This is a genomic window from Pseudomonas sp. 22515 (assembly GCF_052044625.1).
GTDB lineage: Bacteria > Pseudomonadota > Gammaproteobacteria > Pseudomonadales > Pseudomonadaceae > Aquipseudomonas > Aquipseudomonas alloputida.
The window spans coordinates 196,791-217,199 of the sequence record NZ_JBQENN010000003.1; the positions used below are offsets into that span (position 1 = coordinate 196,791).

A 20,409-nucleotide genomic window follows, 5' to 3' on the forward strand; every position below is an offset into this window, starting at 1 on the left:
ATCTCCAGGTGACCCGCCCATGCAGCCTATGCTGAATATCGCCCTGCGCGCCGCTCGCAGCGCCAGTGAACTGATTTTCCGCTCCATCGAACGCCTGGATAGCATCAAGGTCGATGAGAAAGAGGCCAAGGACTACGTTTCCGAAGTCGATCGCGCCGCCGAGCAGAGCATCGTCAACGCCCTGCGCAAGGCCTACCCGAACCACTCCATCCAGGGCGAGGAAACCGGCCTGCACGCGGGTAGCGGCGAAGAAGGCAAAGATTACCTGTGGATCATCGACCCGCTGGACGGCACCACCAACTTCCTGCGCGGCATCCCGCACTTCGCCGTCAGCATCGCCTGCAAATACCGCGGCCGCCTTGAGCACGCCGTGATCGTCGACCCGGTTCGCCAGGAAGAATTCACCGCCAGCCGTGGCCGTGGCGCCCAACTCAATGGCCGCCGCCTGCGCGTCAGCTCGCGCACAAGCCTGGAAGGCGCCCTGCTGGGCACCGGCTTCCCGTTCCGTGACGGCCAGATGGCGGACATGGACAACTACCTGGGCATGTTCCGCGCCTTGACCGGCCAGACCGCCGGCATCCGCCGCGCCGGCTCCGCCAGCCTGGACCTGGCCTATGTGGCTGCTGGCCGCTTCGACGCCTTCTGGGAGTCGGGCCTGTCCGAATGGGACATGGCAGCTGGCGTACTGCTGATCCAGGAAGCCGGTGGCCTGGTGAGCGACTTCAACGGTGGCCACGACTTCCTCGACAAAGGTCACATCGTTGCAGGCAACATCAAGTGCTTCAAGGCAGTACTGACTGCCATCCAGCCGCACCTGCCAGAAAGCATGAAGCGCTAAGCGCAGATTGGCGGCAAACAAAAAGCACCTCTTGAGGTGCTTTTTTTGTGCCTGGTGGTTTTGCGCGGCCTGTGCCGGCCTCTTCGNGTAGGAGCGGGTTTACCCGCGAAAGGCCGACACAGGCCACGCAAATTACTGACCCGCTTCGCTCAGGATCAACTTGCCATTCTTGTCCAGCGGAATGGTCGATCCCGGCTCGCGATCCATCTTCACCTTGCCTACCTGATCACCGATGGAATAGGTCACGTTGTAGCCCACCACCTTCTCGCTGATGTCGTTGACCGTGTTGCAGCGAGTTTGCGTGGTTGTGTAGGTATCACGCTCCTGCATGCCTTCCTGCACCTTGTTACCGGCATAACCACCACCGACCGCACCGGCCACCGTGGCAATCTTCTTGCCGGTGCCACCACCGATCTGGTTACCCAGCAAGCCACCGGCCAGCGCACCCACGACGGTGCCGGCGATCTGATGCTGGTCCTTGACCGGCGCCTGGCGCGTAACGGTAACGTCCTTGCACACTTCGCGCGGGGTTTTCACCTGTTGCTTGATCGGCTGCACGTCGGTGACCTGGGCATACTCAGGCCCCTTGTTGACCAAGCTGTAGGTCGCGACAGCACCTCCGGCAGTCACACCGACAGCACCCAGTACCGCACCCACCAGCATTGATTTGTTCACGTGGACCTCCTGATCGTACCAGCGGGCATCAACCCGCGCTTCTCCCAGCCTTGGAGCAAAAAAAAAGGCGCGAGTTCAATACTCGCGCCTTTTACACCGCCAGGCGGTGATGGACTAGCCCTTACGGACGATCATCCACACCCTCGGCCTTGGTCGGCGGGATCAGGTCTTCGCTGTTCAGGTTCAGCCAGATCAGCACCACGTTGGCGATATAGATCGACGAGTAGGTACCGGCCATGACACCAATGAACAGGGCGAGCGAGAAACCGAACAGGTTGTCACCCCCGAAGAACAGCAGCGCAGCAATGGCCAGCAAGGTCGAAACCGAAGTGGCGATGGTGCGCAGCAAGGTCTGGGTGGTGGAAACGTTGATGTTTTCGATCAGCGATGCCTTGCGCATGACGCGGAAGTTTTCACGTACCCGGTCGAACACGACGATGGTGTCGTTCAGCGAGTAGCCAATGATCGCCAGCACCGCTGCCAACACCGTCAGATCGAAGGTGATCTGGAAGAACGACAGGATACCCAGGGTCACCACCACGTCGTGGATCAGCGAAACGATCGCCCCCACGGCGAACTTCCACTGAAAACGGAAGGCCAGGTAGATGAGGATACCGCCCAGGGCCAAGAGCATGCCCATGCCACCCTGGTCGCGCAGCTCTTCACCGACCTGCGGGCCGACGAACTCGACACGCTTGACCGTGGCCGGGTTGTCACCCCCGGCCTTTTGCAGCGCAGCAGCGACCTTGTTGCCCAGCTGCGGGTCATCGCCTGGCATACGCACCAGCAAGTCAGTGGTAGCGCCAAAGCTCTGCACTACCGCCTCGTGGAAACCGGAGTCGACCAACTCGGCACGCACTGCCTTGAGGTCGGCCGGGCGCTCGTAAGTCAGCTCGATCAGCGTACCACCGGTGAAGTCCAGGCCGAAGTTAAGGCCCTTCTGCCACCAGCTGAACAGCGCCAGCACGGTGAGGAGCACGGTAATGGCGAACGCGACATTGCGCACGCCCATGAAGTTGATGGTTTTCATCGCAGCTCCCTCAAACCCACAGCTTCTTGATGTCACGCCCGCCGCAGGTCAGGTTGACCATTGCGCGGGTCACCATGACGGCGGTGAACATCGAGGTGAAAATCCCGAGGGACATGGTAACCGCAAAGCCTTTGACCGGGCCGGTACCCATGGCGAACAGGATACCGCCGACCAGCAGGCTGGTCAGGTTGGCGTCGATGATCGCGGTGTACGCACGATTGAAGCCTTCGTGGATGGCACGCTGCACCGACATGCCGGCTTTCAGCTCCTCGCGGATACGCGAGAAGATCAGCACGTTGGCGTCCACCGCCATACCCATGGTCAGCACGATACCGGCAATACCCGGCAGCGTCAGGGTAGCGCCCAGCAGCGACATCAACGCCAGCAGCAGGACCATGTTGCCCGCCAGGGCGATGGTGGCGATCACGCCGAAGCCGCGGTAGATGGCGATGATGAACAGCGAGACGAACAGCATGCCCCACAGCGACGCATCGATACCCTTGGTGATGTTGTCAGCACCCAGGCTTGGGCCAATGGTACGTTCTTCAGCGAAGTACATCGGCGCAGCCAGACCACCGGCACGCAGCAGCAGGGCCAGCTCGGACGATTCGCCCTGGCCGTTCAGACCGGTGATGCGGAACTGGCTGCCAAGCGGCGACTGGATGGTCGCCAGGCTGATGATTTTTTTCTCTTCGACGAAGCTTTGTACGGCAACGTCCTTCTCGACGCCGCCGACGGTTTGCTTGACGTAGCGGGTAACCGGCTTCTGCTCGATGAAGATCACCGCCATGCTACGGCCGACGTTGCTACGGGTAGCACGGCTCATCAGCTCGCCACCGTGGCCATCCAGGCGAATGTTCACCTGCGGGCGGCCATGCTCGTCGAAGCTGGCCTGTGCGTCGGTAACCTGGTCACCCGTGATGATCAGGCCCCGCTCGACTGCGGCGGAGCGGCCGCCCTCACGGAACTCGAACACCTCGGTAGTGGCCTTGGATGCACCCGGTTCGGCACCGAAGCGGAACTCCAGGTTGGCCGTTTTACCAAGGATACGCTTGGCTTCGGCGGTGTCCTGCACGCCTGGCAGCTCGACCACGATACGGTTGGCGCCCTGGCGCTGTACCAGAGGCTCTGCCACACCCAGCTCGTTCACGCGGTTGCGCACGGTGGTGAGGTTCTGCTTGATCGAGTATTCGCGGATCTCGGCGACTTTCGCCTGGGTCAGCGCCAGACGCAGCACCGCAAGCTCGTTGCGATCGGTGGTGGTCAGGTCGAAATCATTGAAATTCTTGCGGATCAGGGCACGTGCCTGTTCGCGGGTGGCATCGTCAGCGAAGCCCAGCATGATGCCGCCATCCTGCTGAGGCAGGCTGCGGTAGCGGACGCGCTCTTTGCGCAGCAAGGTCTTGACCTCGCCTTCGTAGACTTTCATGCGGGCAGTCATGGCCTTGTCCATGTCCACTTCCAGCAGGAAGTGCACACCACCGGACAGGTCCAGGCCCAGTTTCATCGGGCTTGCGCCCAGGTTGCGCAGCCATTGCGGGGTAGTCTGGGCCAGGTTCAGGGCCACGACGTAATCATCGCCCAGTGCCTTGCGCACTACATCCTTGGCTGGCAGCTGGTCTTCCTGATTGGTCAGGCGGATCAGCCCGCTGCCCTTTTCACCCAGGCTTGCACCCTTGACGGCGATCTTGGCATCGACCAGCGCCTTGCTGACGCGATCAAGGTCGGCCTGATTCACCTGCAGCGCCGAGCTGGCACCGCTGATCTGTACCGCCGGGTCATCCGGGTAGAGGTTGGGAGCGGAATAAATGAAACCGACCACCAGTACCAGCACGATCAGTGCATATTTCCACAGAGGATATTTGTTCAGCATCACGCCGCCCGTTCAAGACGCGGGGCGCGTTGCGCGCCCCGACTGGAAAATAAAACCGGTAACTCAGATAGCCTTGAGCGTACCTTTTGGCAGGGTGGCAGCAATGGCACCCTTCTGGAACTTCAGCTCGACAGTGTCGGACACTTCCAGCACCACGAAGTCATCGGAAACCTTGACGATCTTGCCGGCGATGCCGCCGTTGGTGACAACTTCGTCACCTTTCTGCAAGTTGCTCAGCAGGTTCTTCTGCTCTTTCGCGCGCTTGGCCTGCGGGCGCCAGATCATCAGGTAGAAGATGACCAGGAAACCGACCAGGAAAATCCACTCGAAGCCGGTACCGGCTGGGCCAGCGGCAGGTGCTGCAGCGTCCGCGTATGCGGCGGGGATGAAGAAGCTCATTGGGCACTCCTAATGTAATTTTCTAATAATGGATGCGGACAGTCAGTCCAAGGGCGGTACAGGAAGCCCGCGCTTGGCGTAGAAGGCGTCGACAAAGGCGGCCAATTTACCCTGTTGAATAGCCTCGCGTAAACCGGCCATCAAGCGCTGATAATGGCGCAAGTTGTGGATGGTATTCAGCATGCTGCTCAGCATTTCGCCGCATTTGTCCAGATGATGGAGATAGGCGCGCGAGAAGTTGGTGCAGGTATAGCAGTCACAGGTCGGATCCAGCGGCGATTCATCGTGACGATGGAACGCATTGCGGATCTTGATCACCCCTGTATCAACGAACAGATGACCGTTGCGCGCGTTACGCGTCGGCATCACGCAGTCGAACATGTCGACGCCGCGGCGCACACCCTCAACGAGATCTTCCGGTTTGCCTACCCCCATAAGGTAACGAGGTTTGTCAGCAGGCATCTGGTCCGGCAGATAATCCAGCACCTTGATCATTTCGTGCTTGGGCTCGCCCACCGACAGGCCGCCAATGGCCAGGCCGTCGAAACCGATGTTTTCCAGGCCTTCCAGCGAGCGCATGCGCAGGTCCTGGTACATGCCACCCTGGACAATGCCGAACAGCGCTGCGGTGTTGTCGGCATGGGCATTCTTCGAGCGCTGGGCCCAGCGCAGCGACAACTCCATGGAAGTGCGTGCCACATCGTGCTCGGCCGGGTACGGGGTGCACTCGTCGAAGATCATTACCACGTCCGAGCCCAGGTCACGCTGAACCTGCATCGACTCTTCCGGGCCCATGAACACCTTGGAACCATCGACCGGCGAAGCGAAGGTCACGCCCTCTTCCTTGATCTTGCGCATGGCACCCAGGCTGAATACCTGGAAACCACCGGAGTCGGTGAGGATCGGGCCTTTCCACTGCATGAAATCGTGCAGGCCGTTGTGCTTCTTGATCACCTCGGTGCCCGGACGCAGCCACAGGTGGAAGGTGTTGCCGAGGATCATCTCGGCGCCGATGGCCTCGATGTCGCGTGGCAGCATGCCCTTGACCGTGCCATAGGTCCCTACCGGCATGAATGCCGGGGTTTCCACGGTGCCGCGTGGGAAGGTGATGCGACCCCGACGGGCCTTGCCGTCGGTGGCCAGCAGTTCGAAGGACATTCGACAGGTGCGACTCATGCTTGATCCTCGGGCCCGCGTGGCGCCGGATTGCGGGTGATGAACATGGCATCACCGTAACTGAAGAAGCGGTACCCGTGCTCGACCGCCGCTGCGTAGGCAGCCATGGTCTCGGGGTAGCCGGCGAAAGCCGAGACCAGCATCAGCAGCGTGGACTCCGGCAGATGGAAGTTGGTGACCAAGGCATCGACCACATGGAACGGCCGGCCCGGGTAGATGAAGATGTCGGTGTCGCCACTGAAGGCCTTGAGCACACCATCACGCGCGGCGCTTTCCAGCGAACGCACACTGGTGGTGCCAACCGCGATCACCCGACCACCACGGGCCCGGCAGGCCTCGATGGCATCGACCACATCCTGGCCCACTTCGAGCCACTCTTTATGCATGTGGTGGTCTTCGATCTTGTTGACCCGCACCGGCTGGAAGGTGCCGGCGCCCACATGCAGGGTGACGAAGGCGCGCTCGACGCCCTTGTCGGCGATCTTTTCCAGCAGCGCCTCGTCGAAGTGCAGGCCTGCGGTAGGCGCGGCAACCGCGCCGGCGCGCTGGGCGTACACGGTCTGGTAGCGCTCACGGTCGGCGCCCTCGTCCGGGCGGTCGATATAGGGCGGCAGCGGCATGTGGCCGACACGGTCGAGCAACGGCAGCACCTCTTCGGTGAAGCGAAGTTCGAACAGCGTGTCATGGCGCGCGACCATTTCGGCCTCGCCACCGCCATCGATGAGGATGACCGCGCCAACCTTGGGCGCCTTGCTGGCGCGCACATGGGCCAGCACCCGGTGGCTGTCGAGCACGCGTTCGACCAGTACCTCCAGCTTGCCGCCGGAGGCTTTCTGGCCGAACAACCGCGCCGGGATCACTCGGGTGTTGTTGAACACCATCAAGTCGCCGGGGCGCAGATAGTCGAGCAAGTCGGGGAATTGCCGGTGCGCCAGCGCGCCGGTAGGCCCATCGAGCACCAGCAGACGGCTGCCATGGCGCTCGGCCAACGGGTGGCGGGCGATCAGGGAATCAGGGAGTTCGAAGGAAAAATCGGCGACGCGCATGATGATGTTCGGTTCGGCAGGGCCGGGAAGTTTAGCCCAATGTGTGAAAATTGACCATGAAAGCCGATTGACCGACCAGCGGCACCTCTTTATACTGCGCGCCACGCCCTGATGGCGGAATTGGTAGACGCGGCGGATTCAAAATCCGTTTTCGAAAGGAGTGGGAGTTCGAGTCTCCCTCGGGGCACCATCACATAGTTCCAAGCGGTCCCTACCAGACCCGGAACACCAGAGAAACCGGCCACATGGCCGGTTTTTTTGTGCCCATCGTTCCCAGCGGTTCCCTTGTAAGCCCGCAAGCATATGAGTAGATTTGTGAGTAGGACGAGTTCGGTCCAGAATCCTACTCACACACCGACCGCAATCCAGCGCGGTTCGGCACTCCACGGGAATAGCCGTGGCGCTCACAGATACCGCCATCCGCACCGCCAAACCCCGCGACAAGCTCTATCGCCTCGCTGACGCCCAGGGCCTTTGCCTTGAGGTTACAACCGCTGGGGGCAAACTGTGGCGCCTTAACGCTGCAGAACATCGGCACGCAGATCGCTGACTTCAAATCGTCCTCAGCAGAGAAGCAAAACGAGTTCGGCGCCCGCCTTCAAGAAATCGAGCAGAAGATGGTGAATGTCAGCGCCCGCCGAGGCGCTAACGACGATTCCACCGACTCCAATGCTTTGACTGCCCAGGTCGTGGTCGCTGATGGCATCGCCGGCTTCCGCAACGGTATGAAGTCCACCGGCCAGATCAATTGCAAAGTGGGCGTGCGCGCAGCCATCACCAACCCCAACAAAGGCGTCACTGGCTCGACCAGCTACCCAACTGCCCCGCAGCGTGATGGTGCCGGTATCCGTGGCATTCCGCAGCCGCGGCTGAGCTTGCTGGATGTGCTGCCGATCGTGCCGGTCACCAGCGCTACCTACGAGTTCGTTCGCCTCGACGGCTACATCAACGGCGCGGCCTACCAGAAAGAAGAAGGTGAGGAGAAGGCCGAAGGGTCGATGCCCACCAAAATGGAACGGGCGGAGATCGCCACCTGGATTCCGGCGAGCCTCCAGGTGCTGAAGGACAATGACCAGCTTGAGGGACAGATCAACACGCTGATGAGCGTGGGCGTGCGCCAGAAGTTGGAAGCCGAACTCATCAACGGCGCCGGCGGCGCGGGGGAAATCCTCGGGTTCAAGAAGCAGGCGACCGCTGCAGGCATCACCACCGGCAAGCCAGCTGACCGCATTGGCGCTGCCCTTACTGACCTCAAAGCCGAAGGTTGGAATCCAAACGTAATCGTGATGAACCCGCGTGACTGGTTCGCCATCGAGAGCGAGCGCGCCGAGGATGGCGACGGCCAGTATGTGATTGGCACCCCACGCGATCCAGCGCCGCCCAGCCTGTGGGGCACCCCCGTAGTCGTCACCAACGGCATGCCACAAGGCGAGGCATTGATCCTCGATACCAGCGTGGCCGCGTTGCTGGACCGCCAGGAAGTGACCGTGGAGGCTAGCCGCCACGACGGCGACAACTTCCGCCGCATCATTGTGACCATCCTGGCAGAGCTGCGCGCTGGCCTGGCTGTGTTCGCTCCTACGGCCACTCGCCTGGTGACGCTGACCGGTGCGCCGACTCCGTAAGCGCAAGCGTGGGTCAGCTGTGAGTGCCACGACCTCCTAACCGCAGCAGTCGGAGCCCTTCTTTCCTTTGTGGGGTGATCCGGCACTGGCCCGCACTCGCGGGCCTTTTCATTCACACCGGAGAAGACCATGAGCCATACCCATCTACCCAAGCCAGTTCAACGAGCCCTCAACCAGATCGCCCACAGCCGCGCCCTGTTGCGCCAGATGGAAGAGCGTGAGCGGTTGAGCAAAGAGATCGATCGCCTGTTGGCCAGCGGCCTGAGCCCAGCCGAAGCGTTGGAGCAGATCCGGTCGGCGCCGCCGTACATCGCGCCGACCTACTGAGGGGGGCGGGTCGAAAGTCTGGAAGGTCCGCTGACCTAGACCGCCTCCGACCCCACGTGCAGATTTTTTCCCCCTTTAACAAAAAATGCTAAAGCGAGGTTAACACCCATGCCGAACGTGCATGGGGCTGGAAGCCAATGATTTAGCGGCCTTGAGCCAATTCTAGACGGTCTGGCGAATGTTAAAGGGTTAACACCTTTAACACCAAAAAGTTAACGCTTTAACACCGACGAGTTAACACCTGGAGGCTACCCGCTGATGACCATCCAACCAGCTCCATCCACCTTTTAAGAGCGTTTCGCCCGAGCCTGTGACGTGGCCACCTTCACCCTGGACAAAGGCGGCCCCTGCTATCTGCTGTGGGAAGTCGATCACGTCCAGGCCGGCCAAAGGGTGAAGCGCGATGGTGTGTTTTTCACCGAAGAGGAGGCGCGCATATCCGCCGACTTGTTGCGTGGCACCCTGCGGGGCGCTCGCGCCTCCATGTGCAACTATGCGCCCAACTGGAACCCTGATCCTGCCCGAGAGGCCGCCATCCGCTTGGAGGCGTTGCAGTGTCGCGAGATGCTTGCCCGGCGCCTGGGCGTCCACCTGGGTATGCCACAGGAGGCTGTGTAATGGCCGCAACCGCGATTGATTACGCACCAAAGACCAAGATCCGCCTGGGCGGCTTCTTGGGCAAGAAGTACGGCAAGCACCACCACTTCGTGCTGGAGCGCGGTGATGCGAAAGAGGCCACCAAAGCGCTGGATGCTAACTATCCAGGCTTCGCCCGTGACCTGGCCGAGGCAGAGGGCCAGGGCATGTGCTTCGCGGTCTTCAAGAACGGCAAGAACATCGGTGAGGGGGAGTTGGGTCTGGGCGGTGCTCGGGAGCTGTGGTTTGTGCCGGTAGTGCATGGCAGCAAGCGTGCTGGCCTGCTGCAGACCATCGTCGGAATAGCCCTGATCATTGCAGGACCGTTCACCGGAGGGGCTACCTAAGGCCCCGGCGTTGCTCTTGTGGCTGGTGGTGTCATTCAGATGCTCAGCCCTCAGGTCGCGGGGCTGTCGCAGAGCGGAGCGCCAGAGAATCTGCCGTCATATGCTTTCGGAAATGCCAAGAACACTACGGCCAGCGGTAACCCTGTCCCGATCTGCATCGGCGAGCGCCGCTGGGGAGGAGCGATCATTTCCTTCGGGATCTATCCGCAGGACAAGGTTTGAAGCTAGCTCGACCCTTACATACCCGGAATTCCGGGTATGTAAGGGTGTCCTCAGTTGTAGGGACGCCCCCAAGTAATTCATGATAGCGACTCAAGATGTTGTAAAAACCGTCGAATCGATTCGATTTCTGACGCTACAAAATCTTCAGTTCTCTTTAGAATGCTCTCCGGTTCTTCTCCGCCTTTAATTGACAACATCATTTCCGCCACTTCAGCGAGATGCCTATCGCGCTCACTCGCTTCAAAAAGCTTAAACGCCTCTGCACTTTTGAGCGGTCCAAGTCTATGAGTCGCCAGGAAAATTCTTTTTCCTAGCAACTCCTTTTCCGACCTCTCGATGCCCGCTATCTCATCGAAAAATTCCGTAGCCCCGCTTGGAACCAACACAATTTGCGGTGCCAGATGCAAGAGGAAGGACGGAATTGACTTCGCTCCTGGACTAACTATCTTGATAGACCTATCTGCAGAAAACTCCAACCAAGACTTCATAATTTCATTAATGTGCTGATCACCAAATCCGTAACCAACGCATATCAACTCCCGAACAAAGTTGATATTAGACCTGAAGTGTTTAAGCATCGACTTAGGAAGAACCTGAGAAGACCGCTCATTAAATTTCTGAGCTCCAGAAAGTAGGGTTCTGCGGAGAAATTTCATTTCCCCATCAAAGTCGGCGTAGGCTATCTCGTTCAGCACTTTGGCTTTACCGCCAGGCGCACGCTGATCTACATAAACCAACTCTTCGTTAGTAGCCCGCAGAGAGTCAATGACAGCCTGAGGTGTATCGCCTTGGGGAAGAATCTTTACTAAATCAGAATTGTCATTATGGACAAATATATCAAGAGATCCGTGAAGCTTGAGCAAGTATATCCCAGGCTCCGGCGGATTGGGGAACCGCATACATCCGTCATCCAATTCACTTTTAGAGATTGATTCAGCCAAAAGAGTACCAATAATTTCCCCTGCGGCGTTCCGTCGAGGTAGTTCAACCAATGCATCTGTAAAACCTGAATACAACGGAATAGAAAGATTTTTGGCAATCATCTCCACAATGGAGTCGTGATTTAGTGAAAAGACCCACAATGGTGTGTTATTTTCATAAAGGGCATTTATCCCTCTATAGAGATCAAGATGTTCTATAATAAATTGAGATCCATTTACATGCTGTAGATACAGCTGCATATAAACCATCTCCACCATCCACGAATACATCGTGTGGTACCCTGCAGAGTCACCACCGTGTCGTTTAGATTGAACCTCTAGATATCCGAGAACACTCTCGTAATGCAAGTCGTCCCTCGACATAACACCGATCAATTCCTCAATAATCGAATCTGAAACCCCACCACCTTGCCTTTTCCAGCCTTCATTGAAACTGCGCAATTTTTCTGGCGTCAGCCAGTTTTTTGTTTTTTTAGTCAGATCCCAGACAAGAGGCATTCCAACGTCGAATGAAGCGCCTGCGCCCAAGAACAGCCCAGTTAAGTTCTGACCCATAAAAATTCCATCTAGAAAGCGCCATGAGCAACCTACCAACGCAGGCCTGAAGCCATCATTATACCGATCTCAAACCGCTTGGCGGTCCACTTGCACCTCCCTTTTCGACATGGCCGTGTATCTGGAGATTTCTTAGGTTGACCTACGTAAGGTTCTGGGTCGGCTATCAAGGACTGGGCCTGGATGCTCAATCAGCGCACGCAACGCAATGGCAGGGTGACTGCCTACCTTCGGAAAGCCAGCGAAGACCTGAAAGATCAAGTAAAATCCACGATCACAATTTAACAGCCTTTGCGGTGGAGTAAACAATGGTTGAAGTACCAGCTTCGGCACTAACTGGATCTTTGAGGGTTGGAGTTCAAATTATATCCAACCAAAAGCGCCCAGTAATTGAGGTATACCACCAGGTATGTAACCGCTTCGGACCAGAGATAGAATTCGACATGCCTATCGGCTCAACTGAAACTAAAACCGCAAAATCCAAGACTAGATTTCAAGACATCTTTGTTCAGTTCACTCTGGTAAATATCGGCAGCATTCGTGCAGAGAATCTAAGCTTAACCGTTGAGGGCGACCTCAAAAACGACCGGCGTGATATTTTTGGGGGACTATTCAAGAACACAATAGAACAGTTCGCACCAGGACAAACGCAGTTTCTATTTTTGCTTCAAAACACCGATTTGATGCAGTATCCGCCTGAAGGCGGAATGCCTCTTGGTTTAAAAAAGCAGAAATTTACGATTACTGCAAGCTACGATGCTCCCCCAGGAATACTCAATTGGCTACTATCAATCCCTAGCAAGCTTCGAAAAAAGAAGCGATTCACCACCACCTACACATTCTTCCCGCAATTAATCGAGGGCGATCTACCGCCAGCCGAGTATGCGTAGGACCGCATCACACGGCTGGTAGCCCGCCGCTGACCAAGACCTGCGTACCGGCTTGGGGTGTCCTCAGATCTGAGGACACCTCTAAGCATCAGTGCGCCCGTGCAAAGAGTCTATTCGCATGTGCTAGGCGCGGGCAGAGTTACAAAGTGCCAGCGCGATATGTGTCTAGTGAGGTAATTAAGTTTCGTAGATCTTCAGGGATTTCATCGACGTCAAACTCGTCCATGATCCTCAAGTCGGTAAGAGTGACTGAGTAAAGCTCGTTCACTTTGGATCTTAACTCCCTAAGTACATCTTTGCCGCAGACGATCTCCATTCTGATGTCGAGGTTGATCCATTTCTCTTCGAATGCTTTCAAGCTTTCAGAGTTTAATGTCGATAAGTCCTTTCCGGTGCCGCGGTGGTGCTCCGTGTACTTGCTTACATACTGGCCCTGAAGTTCAAATTTTTGACTGCTAGTAATGGTTTCAAGAATAGGCTCTATGAAAGCCTCGATCACTGGGCTACCGTCTCGCTTGCTGCGCTCCAAGATGTATTTATTCAAGCAGCGCTCTAGCACTGCCGGGACTAGAAGATAATTCTCCATTTCCTTTCTTCGGTGGATGTGAGCGAAGGTAAGTTCTGCTTTTAGTTTTGCTTCTACAATTTCGGTTTCGGCATCGCACCAAAAATCTCTGTCATAGACAGCCGCGATCTTGATTTCAGCTCCCAAAGCCGATTTTAAACCCCATGCTAAGGCTTGAACCTTCGGCCAGGAACTATAACCGTCCGACGAAAGCTGAGTTATGTCGTTGCCCGAGGCTAGTTCACTAAATCCCATTTTTCCGGCGAATCTGCGCATTGCCTTATAGTCAAATGTGCCCTCGCAGAATAACACTTTTTTGTTGCGCGCTAACTGTGTCAGCGTAATGTTCTGCATTGAGCCTAAGGCGTTCATGGCTTCTTGGACGCCTTCGACATCCTTTACTCGCCTGGCAGATTTTTTTGTTTTATCAACAATGAGAATCTCTGAAGGATCTGCCTCACCCATGATTTCTGTTGAGTGGGTAGCTAATACGAAGTCGTTTGCACAGTCTCTAAGTATTGTAAGAAGCTGTCGCTGTAGATCTGGATGAAGATAAACTTCGGGCTCGTCAATAACTGTCAGATTGTACTCTTTGGATCGGGATAAATGTGTTAAAAGTTGGCACCAGATTTGAAATCCGAATCCTGCCCAGAAGATCTCACGATCCATTCGGCCTTCTTTGCAATACATAGCAAATAGTCTAGATGATGAATCGAATTCCGGCTTCCCAATAGACATGCCTGGCCATGTTTTTTCGAGCATTTCGCGGAAGCTTTCAAAACCCTCTGGATTTTGATACCAGAAGTTTCTGAAGTGTCGACTAGCTCGTGGGGTTCCGACTGATCGCCTTACAGTTTCTTCAGTAATCATCGGTTCTTCATGTTCAAGTGGTCCGAGCACTGGGACTACTTGAACTTTAATCGGGAATGCAGTGCGAAAGCCCTGTGCGGTGCGAATTGAGGGCCCTTGGGTTTCCCACGTCATTACACATCCACCATCTTCAGGGAAGGTAAGATATATAAAGTTTCCATTGGAGAAACGGTAGGTGATGTTTGTATCGGTGTGCACATAGTCCGTATGTACGTTCTCCAAGGATACCGGCAGTCCGGTTACTGGGATTCGATGTCCTAGCTTATTTCTTCCATCGATCGTTACGAATTCTGGGCGACGCTTCCCTGCTGTTCTTAAAGCTGTTTCGAGAAGGCGAAATGCACTGATTACAGTGGATTTCCCTGCGTTGTTGGGACCAACTAGTATGTTGCAGGTGTCAAGCCTCACTGAAAAGGAATGAAACGCTTTGAACTGGTTAAATCTAATTGACGTGATGGCAACCAATTTTTAATTCCCTTTAAGCCGATGCGCCTAGCGTGAGGCAAGTAGATCGCACCAGAGTAGCCCAAAGCCACTAGTCGCATCAATTCACCCGAGGGGGTATTTCTGGGGGTACCAATAATCTCGATGGCCGCTAGCGTGCAGCATTCCATGAGGTTTAGCAGCGTGTTGACATCCCGAAGAAGGATCATAAAAGTCGGCTAGCCTGCTAAGACACGCAATCTAAAGCAGCTAGGAGAAAGGAAATGTCCAGCATTCAAGTGTATCTGCCGGCCAAAGACGGCTCGGCTTATTGGCCGGTCTCCACGGGCGACTCATGCAAAGAGGCTGTCCACGTGCTGTTCACAGACGACTTTGCAGCCCCTCCTCACCGACTCGTGATTGAAATCACTACCGAGTCAGGCAAAAAGGTCGAGGTGAGCATCCCGTATGCTGATGACGCTCAAGCGTCTGTCCGAATAGATGGCACAGATGTGTGATGGCTTCGCAACGCTCGCAACAAAGTGAGTAGATTTGTGAGTAGGTTTTCTCCCACAAACACCAAACCCCTCATAAGCTAAGGCCTTCATCGAACAGTATTGGTCTCCCTCGGGCACCAAATCCGGAAAAAACCGACCTTACGGTCGGTTTTTTTGTGCCCGACGATTTTGTCGGGCTGGGCCAAGGTCCTCTCAGGGACGAACCGCTGTCACTTCGATCTCAACCCGCCAGGCAGGGTGCGCCAGGCCTGCAATCTGGAACGCCGAGCGCGCAGGTAGCACCGGCTGCTTGGCGGCTGGCCCGAAGAACTGGGTGTAGCCAGCCATGAAACCGTCGAAATCCATCTTGCCGCCGTTCTCCGGCCCACCCACCAGGAAAACCTGCATCTTCACCACGTCAGTCAGGCCAAGACCCAGCGTTTTCAGCTGCTGCTGGATGCTTTCAAGCACATTGATGGTTTGTGCCTTGGTATCACCGTAGGCTTCCAGCGAATCCTTGGGCGCATCGGGATGGATCACCGACGGGACGGAACCGCTCAGATAGACGACCGACTTCCCGGCAGGAATCTCTACAGCCGACGAGATAGGGAAACTACCTGCGCCATGGCGCACAATATCTTGTGCATGAACGCTGCCAACACCGGCTATTCCCAACGCCAATGCAGCAACGGTCTTGAAAGCGAATTTCATATTTCTCTCCTGATGGTTACACAAGAATGTACACGCACCGTTTATGCGTGTACGGGTCATTCCATTGCGGTATGCGTATTTAGAATCGATACAAACTGAAGGGTTTCGGGTCCAGCACCGGCGCCTTTCCAAGCAGCAGGTCTGCCGTCAGCTCGGACGACACCGGGCTTTCCGTCATACCCCAACCGGTCGCGGTGTTGATGACCAGGCCTGGGTACTCGTTGACCTGCGAAATGATCGGGTTCTCATCCGGGGCGATGGCCATGGCACCGCTCCACTGATCGATCAACTTCGCATCTTTGAAGGCAGGGAACTCGACTTTGAGCTTTTCCAGAGATGCATCCAGCTCTGGAATATCCGGGGCCGCCGTCATCAGCCTGTTTTTCTCGAAGGGCGATACCTCGTCCAGCCTCCACTGGGTGGGCTGAGTGAACGAATCGATCAGTTGCTTGTTGAGTGAGATGTGCACCGGGAAGTCGGGGATGGCCAGCAATGGCAGGTATTTATAACCATACATGAACGATTCTTTGACCACCGGGGCAACGACGACGCGCGGCGAGGTGGCGTATGTACCGTCGGCCTGCTCACGGAAGTAGATATTCCCTGGCAATGCAACGTTGCCCCCCGGTGCACGGGGCGCCGCGCTGATGATTTGCTGGGACTGGTAGGCCGGCAAGGTAGGCACATCGACGCCCAGGTTCTGCATGAACAGCCTGGACCAGGCGCCGCCTGCCACGACCACGCGAGAAGTCCTGATGGCGCCCTTCTCGGTCACCACATCGGAGATGACGCCCGCCTGGGTTTCCAGGCCCCTTGCGGCGCAGTGGGTGTAGATGCGCACACCCATTTTCTTGGCGTACTCCGCCATGACAAACGATGCGCGCTCGGCGTCCAGGCTACCGGAGTCTTCCTCGAAACCTGCAATTTTCCAGCTCGAGGATGCACCGCGCAGCCGCTGTTCGAGTTCATTCCCCTGAATGATCCGAGTCTTGAAGGGGTTGTCCGCTGCTACTTCCCGGCTTTTGACATCGATCCACTTTCTGACGTTTTCCAGGTCTTCTTCATCGAAAGGAACTTCGACCCGGCCCTGAGTGCGATAGCTGGTATCTGCACCCACTTTGGCATTCATCTCGCGCCACCGTTGTTTGGCAAGATGGTGCAACTGGAACGTCGCATCAGGCATCTTGTAGGTCATGACCTGACCATAGAACCTGCATGACTGCTCGCCGGCAATATCACCTTTTTCAACGACGACTACCGAGAGGCCACGCTCGACAAGATTGATTGCGGTCATGAGCCCCAGAATACCAGCGCCAACAACGACGACGTCTGCCTGTTTGGGAAGCGCACCTTCGCTACCTTCTACAAAACCAAACCGCGGTTTGCCGGGGATCAACCTGCCTTCGCGGGTCAGCAAGGGGGTCAGAATGCCTGCGCCACCTGCAATAGCCACGACGCCGCCGCCGATCAAAAATTTACGCCTCGTCATTCCCATGACACTTTCCTTTCCTGGTAATCGGTGTGGGTTCATCAGCTCAGGCGGCGAGCCACCTACCCGGCCGCCAGCCGCCGCGGCCAACTTTCGGCCACCGCGTCAGGCTGATGTTTAAAATTGAAGGGCGGCTATTTTGTTGATGACCCGCTTCGGGAAAAAGCGCTGTGGACAAATACTTAGTTCAGCCATTTTGAAACTATCGCGCAAGTGACATAAATAGTTAATATGGCGACACTCAACACTCGAAAGAGGGAAGTTAGTTCGGGCGAAGATGCTGGCTTAGTTCCGAAAGTGCGCGGGGGCAATAAGCGCTGCGGATTCAGTAACTGTGTGGGTGCATAGCGTTATGCGGCAACACTTCATTGCCACATATTCAGTGTGGACAAGGGCATCAGGATCCGACGGTGGTAGATCTGTCCAATGCACAGGGAGGCATGGAGCGGATCGGCACGGATTAGCAGAGCCTGTTCAGGTTCAGTGAGCACCCGATCCAGATGGATACCCGTTGCGAGACCATCGAGCGCAACCTGGGGTCAATTTTTCGTGTGCCCGCCCGTGGCTCAGGCGCTCTTCACGCCGAGATCTTCAGCAAACCGAAGCAAGTAGCCGTCCGGATCCTGCACCAGGAAATTGCGCTGGCCGACCAGCATGCCGCCCTGGCGGTACCAACACTCTTCAATCGGCTTTCTGATGCTATGCCCCGCAACCCCCAGCGACGCGACCAAGGCCAGTGCATCAGCGCATTCGATCGACAGGTTGATGCCTCGACCATACGGCGGCTCCAGCGGGCCGACCCGCCAGGGTGACTCACTCTGCCAGTCCTGCTCCAGCATCAGCTGGCTGCCGCCAAAAGACAGAAAGGCAAAATGCTCTTCTGGCCGGTCGTATTCAATCTTGAAGCCGAGTACGCCGCAGTAAAATGCCAGGCTGCGAGGTAGATCAGAAACAATCAGCTCCGGCACCAGGGGATTTAGCTTAAACAATGTTCTGATTCCTTTCAGGGTAAGTCGACTGGCAACTATGAACAGGCCGCCCTGAAAAAGGTAGCTTGTCAGTGTGGTCGCCCAATGCAGCTCAATGCAGTTCACACCCCTCAGATTCGCCCGAAAAAAATCCCTTCACTTTGACGCCGCCCCAATGGCTCTGGGACCTGTAGCCATACCTGCATTCTATTGGCCGCCGTCATGACTAACACTTAAGCTGTCATTCGTCGGATATATGCCGAAAGTATTGCTAGCGTAATGGCACTTAGCCATAGTTGCGTTCCCATTTTTCCACGCCCTGTGTGACACATGAAAACAATCGCGCCCTGCATGGCGGCAATGATGCTGCTCAGTGGGTGCAATGGAGTGCCAACGTCGTACGTTTCAGATCCCGTCTACAGTCAGGCTTTCGTGGTCACTTCTGGTGCCCCTCTGCCGATGTTGCTGATGGCCAGCGCCATCCAGTGGAACGAGGATTACGCTGTAACCGCCAAACACACCCCCTTCCTGCGCAACGTGGTCCACGAGGGCCTCGGTGACGTAGTGTTCTTCAAGCACAAAGCCAGCAGCGTGCCGCACTGGCGCCAGTACGTGCCAGGGGAAGCCGTGACGGCGGTGGGCTTCAACAGTTTCATGATACCGATGCAGGGCAAGGGCCATGCCCTGTCGTCGCTGGTACGGCTTGAAGGTACGCCTGGCAGTGTTTTCTACTCGGTGCATGACGGCCCGATCACCAAAGGCATGTCGGGTGGGCCGGTGTTTGCCGATGACGGCACGGTGGTAGGCATCAACGTCGCCATCATTCCCACCAGCGAGATCGACGCCGGCCAGCGCCCGGACCTGGCCGGTAAAGATCGCATCAGCGTGTTCATGTCGTTTAGCGAGATCGACAAGGAATGGCGGCGCTATCAGTACCTGTTGGCGCACAAGGCCAAGCCGAGGGCGCCGGCTGCGGTCAAAGGCTACGTGGCGGTGGCCGCCAAGCCGTGAATCGGGGCGCGGTGTTGGATGGAAAGCGGCCTATGATGTGAGGGTGATGGCCTCTTCGCGGGTAAACCCGCNGCCTTGTGCAGTACCTGTGGGAGCGGGTTTACCCGCGAAGAGGCCCTGCCAGCCAACGCGAGAAGGACCTGCCATGCACCTGACCCATCGTCCCATCCGGCCTGAAGACATCCCCGTTATCTGCAGCTTCCCGCAGAGCCCGGACGAACTGTTCTACATGTTCCCCAAAGCCACCTACCCCCTCACCCCCAACCAGCTGAGCGACGCCATAGCCCAACGCAGCGGCTCCACGGTAGTGGAAGGTAACGGCGCTGTCCTGGCCTTCGCCAATTTCTACAAAGCCGAACATGGCGGCCTATGTGCCTTGGGTAACGTAGTGGTGGCCCCCAGCGCCCGCGGCCTTGGTGTAGCGCGTTATCTGGTAATGGCAATGATCGACCTCGCCCGCCAGCAGTACAGCGCCCGGGAGGTCTGGGTGTCATGCTTCAATCACAACACCGCAGGCTTGCTGCTTTATCCACAGCTGGGCTTCACACCGTTCGGCATCGAGGAGCGGCAGGCGTGGGACGGCACGCGGGTAGCGTTGGTGCAGATGAAGCAAATATTGACTTAACCGAGCTGGATCAGCGGGTCATTGCATGTGGCTGAACGAGAAGGTCCACCCCCAGAGCACGAATGACCCTCAATACAGTGTCAAAACGAGGCTTCGCGCCAGGGCTCAGCGCCTTGTACAGGCTTTCTCTACCCAGCCCACTCTCCGTAGCAATATGTGTCATGCCCCGTGCACGAGCGATATGGCCAAGTGCTCGAATGATTTCCTCGGTATCGCCATTTGATAGCACCTGGCTAAGGTATTCACTGATTGCCTCATCGCTGCTCAACAAGGCTGCCATATCAAACGGGATCAATTTTTCGCTCATTTCATCTCCTTCAGCAGCTTTCTGGCTTTGAGGATGTCGGCGGCCTGGGTGGACTTGTCGCCGCCGACCAGCAGTAAAACCAACCTCTGCCCCTTTTGCGTGAAATCGACGCGATAACCGGCAGCTACGTCGATGCGAAGCTCACCAATACCGCCTCCAAGCCACTTGAAGTCACCAAGATTGCCCGCCGCTGCTCGCTCCAGCCTACGACCTATCGCCAGCCTGGCACTCAAATCTCTCAAGCTCGATAGCCAAGCGGCAAAGCTTTCCGTCTGTTCAACGAGAAACATCAAGTGGTCCCACTCGTATCCTTATGGATACACCCATTCAAGGATTGAAGCGACCCACTCTGTCGTTTTTGAG

At 56.7% G+C, this 20,409-nt stretch carries 21 protein-coding genes, 1 tRNA gene and 3 pseudogenes; 12 read left to right on the top strand and 13 right to left on the bottom strand.

Annotated features, from left to right (window positions below):
• Positions 1 to 19 precede the first annotated feature (19 nt).
• Positions 20 to 838 carry a type III secretion system regulator SuhB gene (gene suhB / locus ACTJJN_RS05320; protein ID WP_003248548.1) on the top strand — a complete coding sequence of 273 codons (819 nt, stop codon included), beginning with the start codon at positions 20 to 22 and terminating at the stop codon, positions 836 to 838.
• A 132-nt stretch (positions 839 to 970) separates the two neighbouring features.
• Here suhB and ACTJJN_RS05325 read toward each other — a convergent pair whose 3' ends face one another.
• From ACTJJN_RS05325 to queA, 6 genes are all read right to left on the bottom strand, one after another.
• On the bottom strand, positions 971 to 1,513 hold the full coding sequence (locus ACTJJN_RS05325; protein ID WP_003248550.1) for a glycine zipper 2TM domain-containing protein: 543 nt from the start codon (positions 1,511 to 1,513) through the stop codon (positions 971 to 973).
• Positions 1,514 to 1,634: 121 nt separating this feature from the next.
• A complete protein-coding gene (secF, locus tag ACTJJN_RS05330; protein WP_012051244.1) occupies positions 1,635 to 2,543 on the bottom strand; it encodes a protein translocase subunit SecF in 909 nt (302 codons plus the stop codon).
• A 10-nt stretch (positions 2,544 to 2,553) separates the two neighbouring features.
• On the bottom strand, positions 2,554 to 4,416 hold the full coding sequence (gene secD, locus ACTJJN_RS05335; RefSeq protein ID WP_012051243.1) for a protein translocase subunit SecD: 1,863 nt from the start codon (positions 4,414 to 4,416) through the stop codon (positions 2,554 to 2,556).
• A gap of 63 nt (positions 4,417 to 4,479) precedes the next feature.
• The gene (gene yajC, locus ACTJJN_RS05340) at positions 4,480 to 4,815 is read right to left on the bottom strand and encodes a preprotein translocase subunit YajC (protein ID WP_003248556.1); all 336 of its coding nucleotides are present in this window, start codon (positions 4,813 to 4,815) and stop codon (positions 4,480 to 4,482) included.
• Between the two features lie 42 nt (positions 4,816 to 4,857).
• The gene (tgt, locus tag ACTJJN_RS05345) at positions 4,858 to 5,973 is read right to left on the bottom strand and encodes a tRNA guanosine(34) transglycosylase Tgt (RefSeq protein WP_003248558.1); all 1,116 of its coding nucleotides are present in this window, start codon (positions 5,971 to 5,973) and stop codon (positions 4,858 to 4,860) included.
• A gap of 14 nt (positions 5,974 to 5,987) precedes the next feature.
• The gene (gene queA / locus ACTJJN_RS05350; RefSeq protein WP_440781052.1) at positions 5,988 to 7,037 is read right to left on the bottom strand and encodes a tRNA preQ1(34) S-adenosylmethionine ribosyltransferase-isomerase QueA; all 1,050 of its coding nucleotides are present in this window, start codon (positions 7,035 to 7,037) and stop codon (positions 5,988 to 5,990) included.
• A 105-nt stretch (positions 7,038 to 7,142) separates the two neighbouring features.
• On the opposite strand from queA, the gene ACTJJN_RS05355 reads away from it, so the two are divergent.
• The 6 genes and pseudogenes from ACTJJN_RS05355 to ACTJJN_RS05380 all read left to right on the top strand — a co-directional run bounded on the left by ACTJJN_RS05355 (position 7,143) and on the right by ACTJJN_RS05380 (position 10,194).
• Positions 7,143 to 7,227, top strand: a tRNA-Leu gene (locus tag ACTJJN_RS05355).
• 207 nt (positions 7,228 to 7,434) lie between these two features.
• Positions 7,435 to 7,551: pseudogene (locus ACTJJN_RS05360) on the top strand (Arm DNA-binding domain-containing protein); the annotation flags it as partial.
• Positions 7,517 to 8,662, top strand: a complete 1,146-nt coding sequence (locus ACTJJN_RS05365) for a phage major capsid protein (RefSeq protein ID WP_440781054.1) — start codon at positions 7,517 to 7,519, stop codon at positions 8,660 to 8,662. The pseudogene ACTJJN_RS05360 and the gene ACTJJN_RS05365, both read left to right, overlap by 35 nt.
• 129 nt (positions 8,663 to 8,791) lie before the next feature.
• On the top strand, positions 8,792 to 8,989 hold the full coding sequence (locus ACTJJN_RS05370) for a hypothetical protein (RefSeq protein ID WP_440781056.1): 198 nt from the start codon (positions 8,792 to 8,794) through the stop codon (positions 8,987 to 8,989).
• Positions 8,990 to 9,304: 315 nt separating this feature from the next.
• A complete protein-coding gene (locus tag ACTJJN_RS05375; protein ID WP_440781057.1) occupies positions 9,305 to 9,607 on the top strand; it encodes a hypothetical protein in 303 nt (100 codons plus the stop codon).
• Positions 9,607 to 10,194, top strand: a pseudogene (locus tag ACTJJN_RS05380) (tail assembly protein). Before ACTJJN_RS05375 ends, ACTJJN_RS05380 begins: the two are co-directional and overlap by 1 nt.
• A gap of 77 nt (positions 10,195 to 10,271) precedes the next feature.
• On the opposite strand, the gene ACTJJN_RS05385 reads toward ACTJJN_RS05380, so the two are convergent.
• Positions 10,272 to 11,690, bottom strand: coding sequence for a hypothetical protein (locus tag ACTJJN_RS05385; protein WP_440781058.1), 1,419 nt, complete (start codon positions 11,688 to 11,690; stop codon positions 10,272 to 10,274).
• Between the two features lie 308 nt (positions 11,691 to 11,998).
• Between ACTJJN_RS05385 and ACTJJN_RS05390 the strand changes: the two genes are divergently transcribed.
• Positions 11,999 to 12,580, top strand: a complete 582-nt coding sequence (locus ACTJJN_RS05390) for a hypothetical protein (protein ID WP_440781059.1) — start codon at positions 11,999 to 12,001, stop codon at positions 12,578 to 12,580.
• Between the two features lie 139 nt (positions 12,581 to 12,719).
• On the opposite strand, the gene ACTJJN_RS05395 is transcribed toward ACTJJN_RS05390, so the two are convergent.
• Positions 12,720 to 14,480 (bottom strand): ATP-dependent nuclease, encoded by a 1,761-nt coding sequence (locus ACTJJN_RS05395; RefSeq protein ID WP_440781060.1) that lies wholly within the window; start codon positions 14,478 to 14,480, stop codon positions 12,720 to 12,722.
• A 242-nt stretch (positions 14,481 to 14,722) separates the two neighbouring features.
• On the opposite strand from ACTJJN_RS05395, the gene ACTJJN_RS05400 reads away from it, so the two are divergent.
• A complete protein-coding gene (locus tag ACTJJN_RS05400; protein ID WP_440781061.1) occupies positions 14,723 to 14,956 on the top strand; it encodes a hypothetical protein in 234 nt (77 codons plus the stop codon).
• 192 nt (positions 14,957 to 15,148) lie between these two features.
• On the opposite strand, the gene ACTJJN_RS05405 is transcribed toward ACTJJN_RS05400, so the two are convergent.
• Positions 15,149 to 15,646, bottom strand: a complete 498-nt coding sequence (locus tag ACTJJN_RS05405; RefSeq protein ID WP_435652912.1) for a RidA family protein — start codon at positions 15,644 to 15,646, stop codon at positions 15,149 to 15,151.
• A 79-nt stretch (positions 15,647 to 15,725) separates the two neighbouring features.
• Positions 15,726 to 17,141, bottom strand: a complete 1,416-nt coding sequence (locus ACTJJN_RS05410) for an NAD(P)/FAD-dependent oxidoreductase (protein WP_041166846.1) — start codon at positions 17,139 to 17,141, stop codon at positions 15,726 to 15,728.
• Between the two features lie 434 nt (positions 17,142 to 17,575).
• Between ACTJJN_RS05410 and ACTJJN_RS05415 the strand changes: the two are divergent.
• A pseudogene (locus tag ACTJJN_RS05415) lies at positions 17,576 to 17,686 on the top strand (effector protein); the annotation flags it as partial.
• 15 nt (positions 17,687 to 17,701) lie between these two features.
• Here the strand turns inward: ACTJJN_RS05415 and ACTJJN_RS05420 are convergent.
• A complete protein-coding gene (locus ACTJJN_RS05420) occupies positions 17,702 to 18,124 on the bottom strand; it encodes a bleomycin resistance protein (protein ID WP_012051239.1) in 423 nt (140 codons plus the stop codon).
• 342 nt (positions 18,125 to 18,466) lie between these two features.
• On the opposite strand from ACTJJN_RS05420, the gene ACTJJN_RS05425 reads away from it, so the two are divergent.
• Positions 18,467 to 19,114 (top strand): trypsin-like peptidase domain-containing protein, encoded by a 648-nt coding sequence (locus ACTJJN_RS05425; RefSeq protein WP_440781079.1) that lies wholly within the window; start codon positions 18,467 to 18,469, stop codon positions 19,112 to 19,114.
• 145 nt (positions 19,115 to 19,259) lie between these two features.
• Entirely contained in the window at positions 19,260 to 19,739 is a 480-nt protein-coding gene (locus tag ACTJJN_RS05430; protein WP_012051237.1) for a GNAT family N-acetyltransferase, read from the top strand.
• Positions 19,740 to 19,749: 10 nt separating this feature from the next.
• Here the strand turns inward: ACTJJN_RS05430 and ACTJJN_RS05435 are convergent, their stop codons facing one another.
• Together ACTJJN_RS05435 and ACTJJN_RS05440 are read right to left on the bottom strand one after the other, a co-directional pair.
• Positions 19,750 to 20,046, bottom strand: coding sequence for an addiction module antidote protein (locus ACTJJN_RS05435; protein WP_004576347.1), 297 nt, complete (start codon positions 20,044 to 20,046; stop codon positions 19,750 to 19,752).
• Entirely contained in the window at positions 20,043 to 20,336 is a 294-nt protein-coding gene (locus ACTJJN_RS05440; protein ID WP_012051236.1) for a type II toxin-antitoxin system RelE/ParE family toxin, read from the bottom strand. The genes ACTJJN_RS05435 and ACTJJN_RS05440 overlap by 4 nt, the downstream gene beginning before the upstream one ends.
• Positions 20,337 to 20,409: the final 73 nt, after the last annotated feature.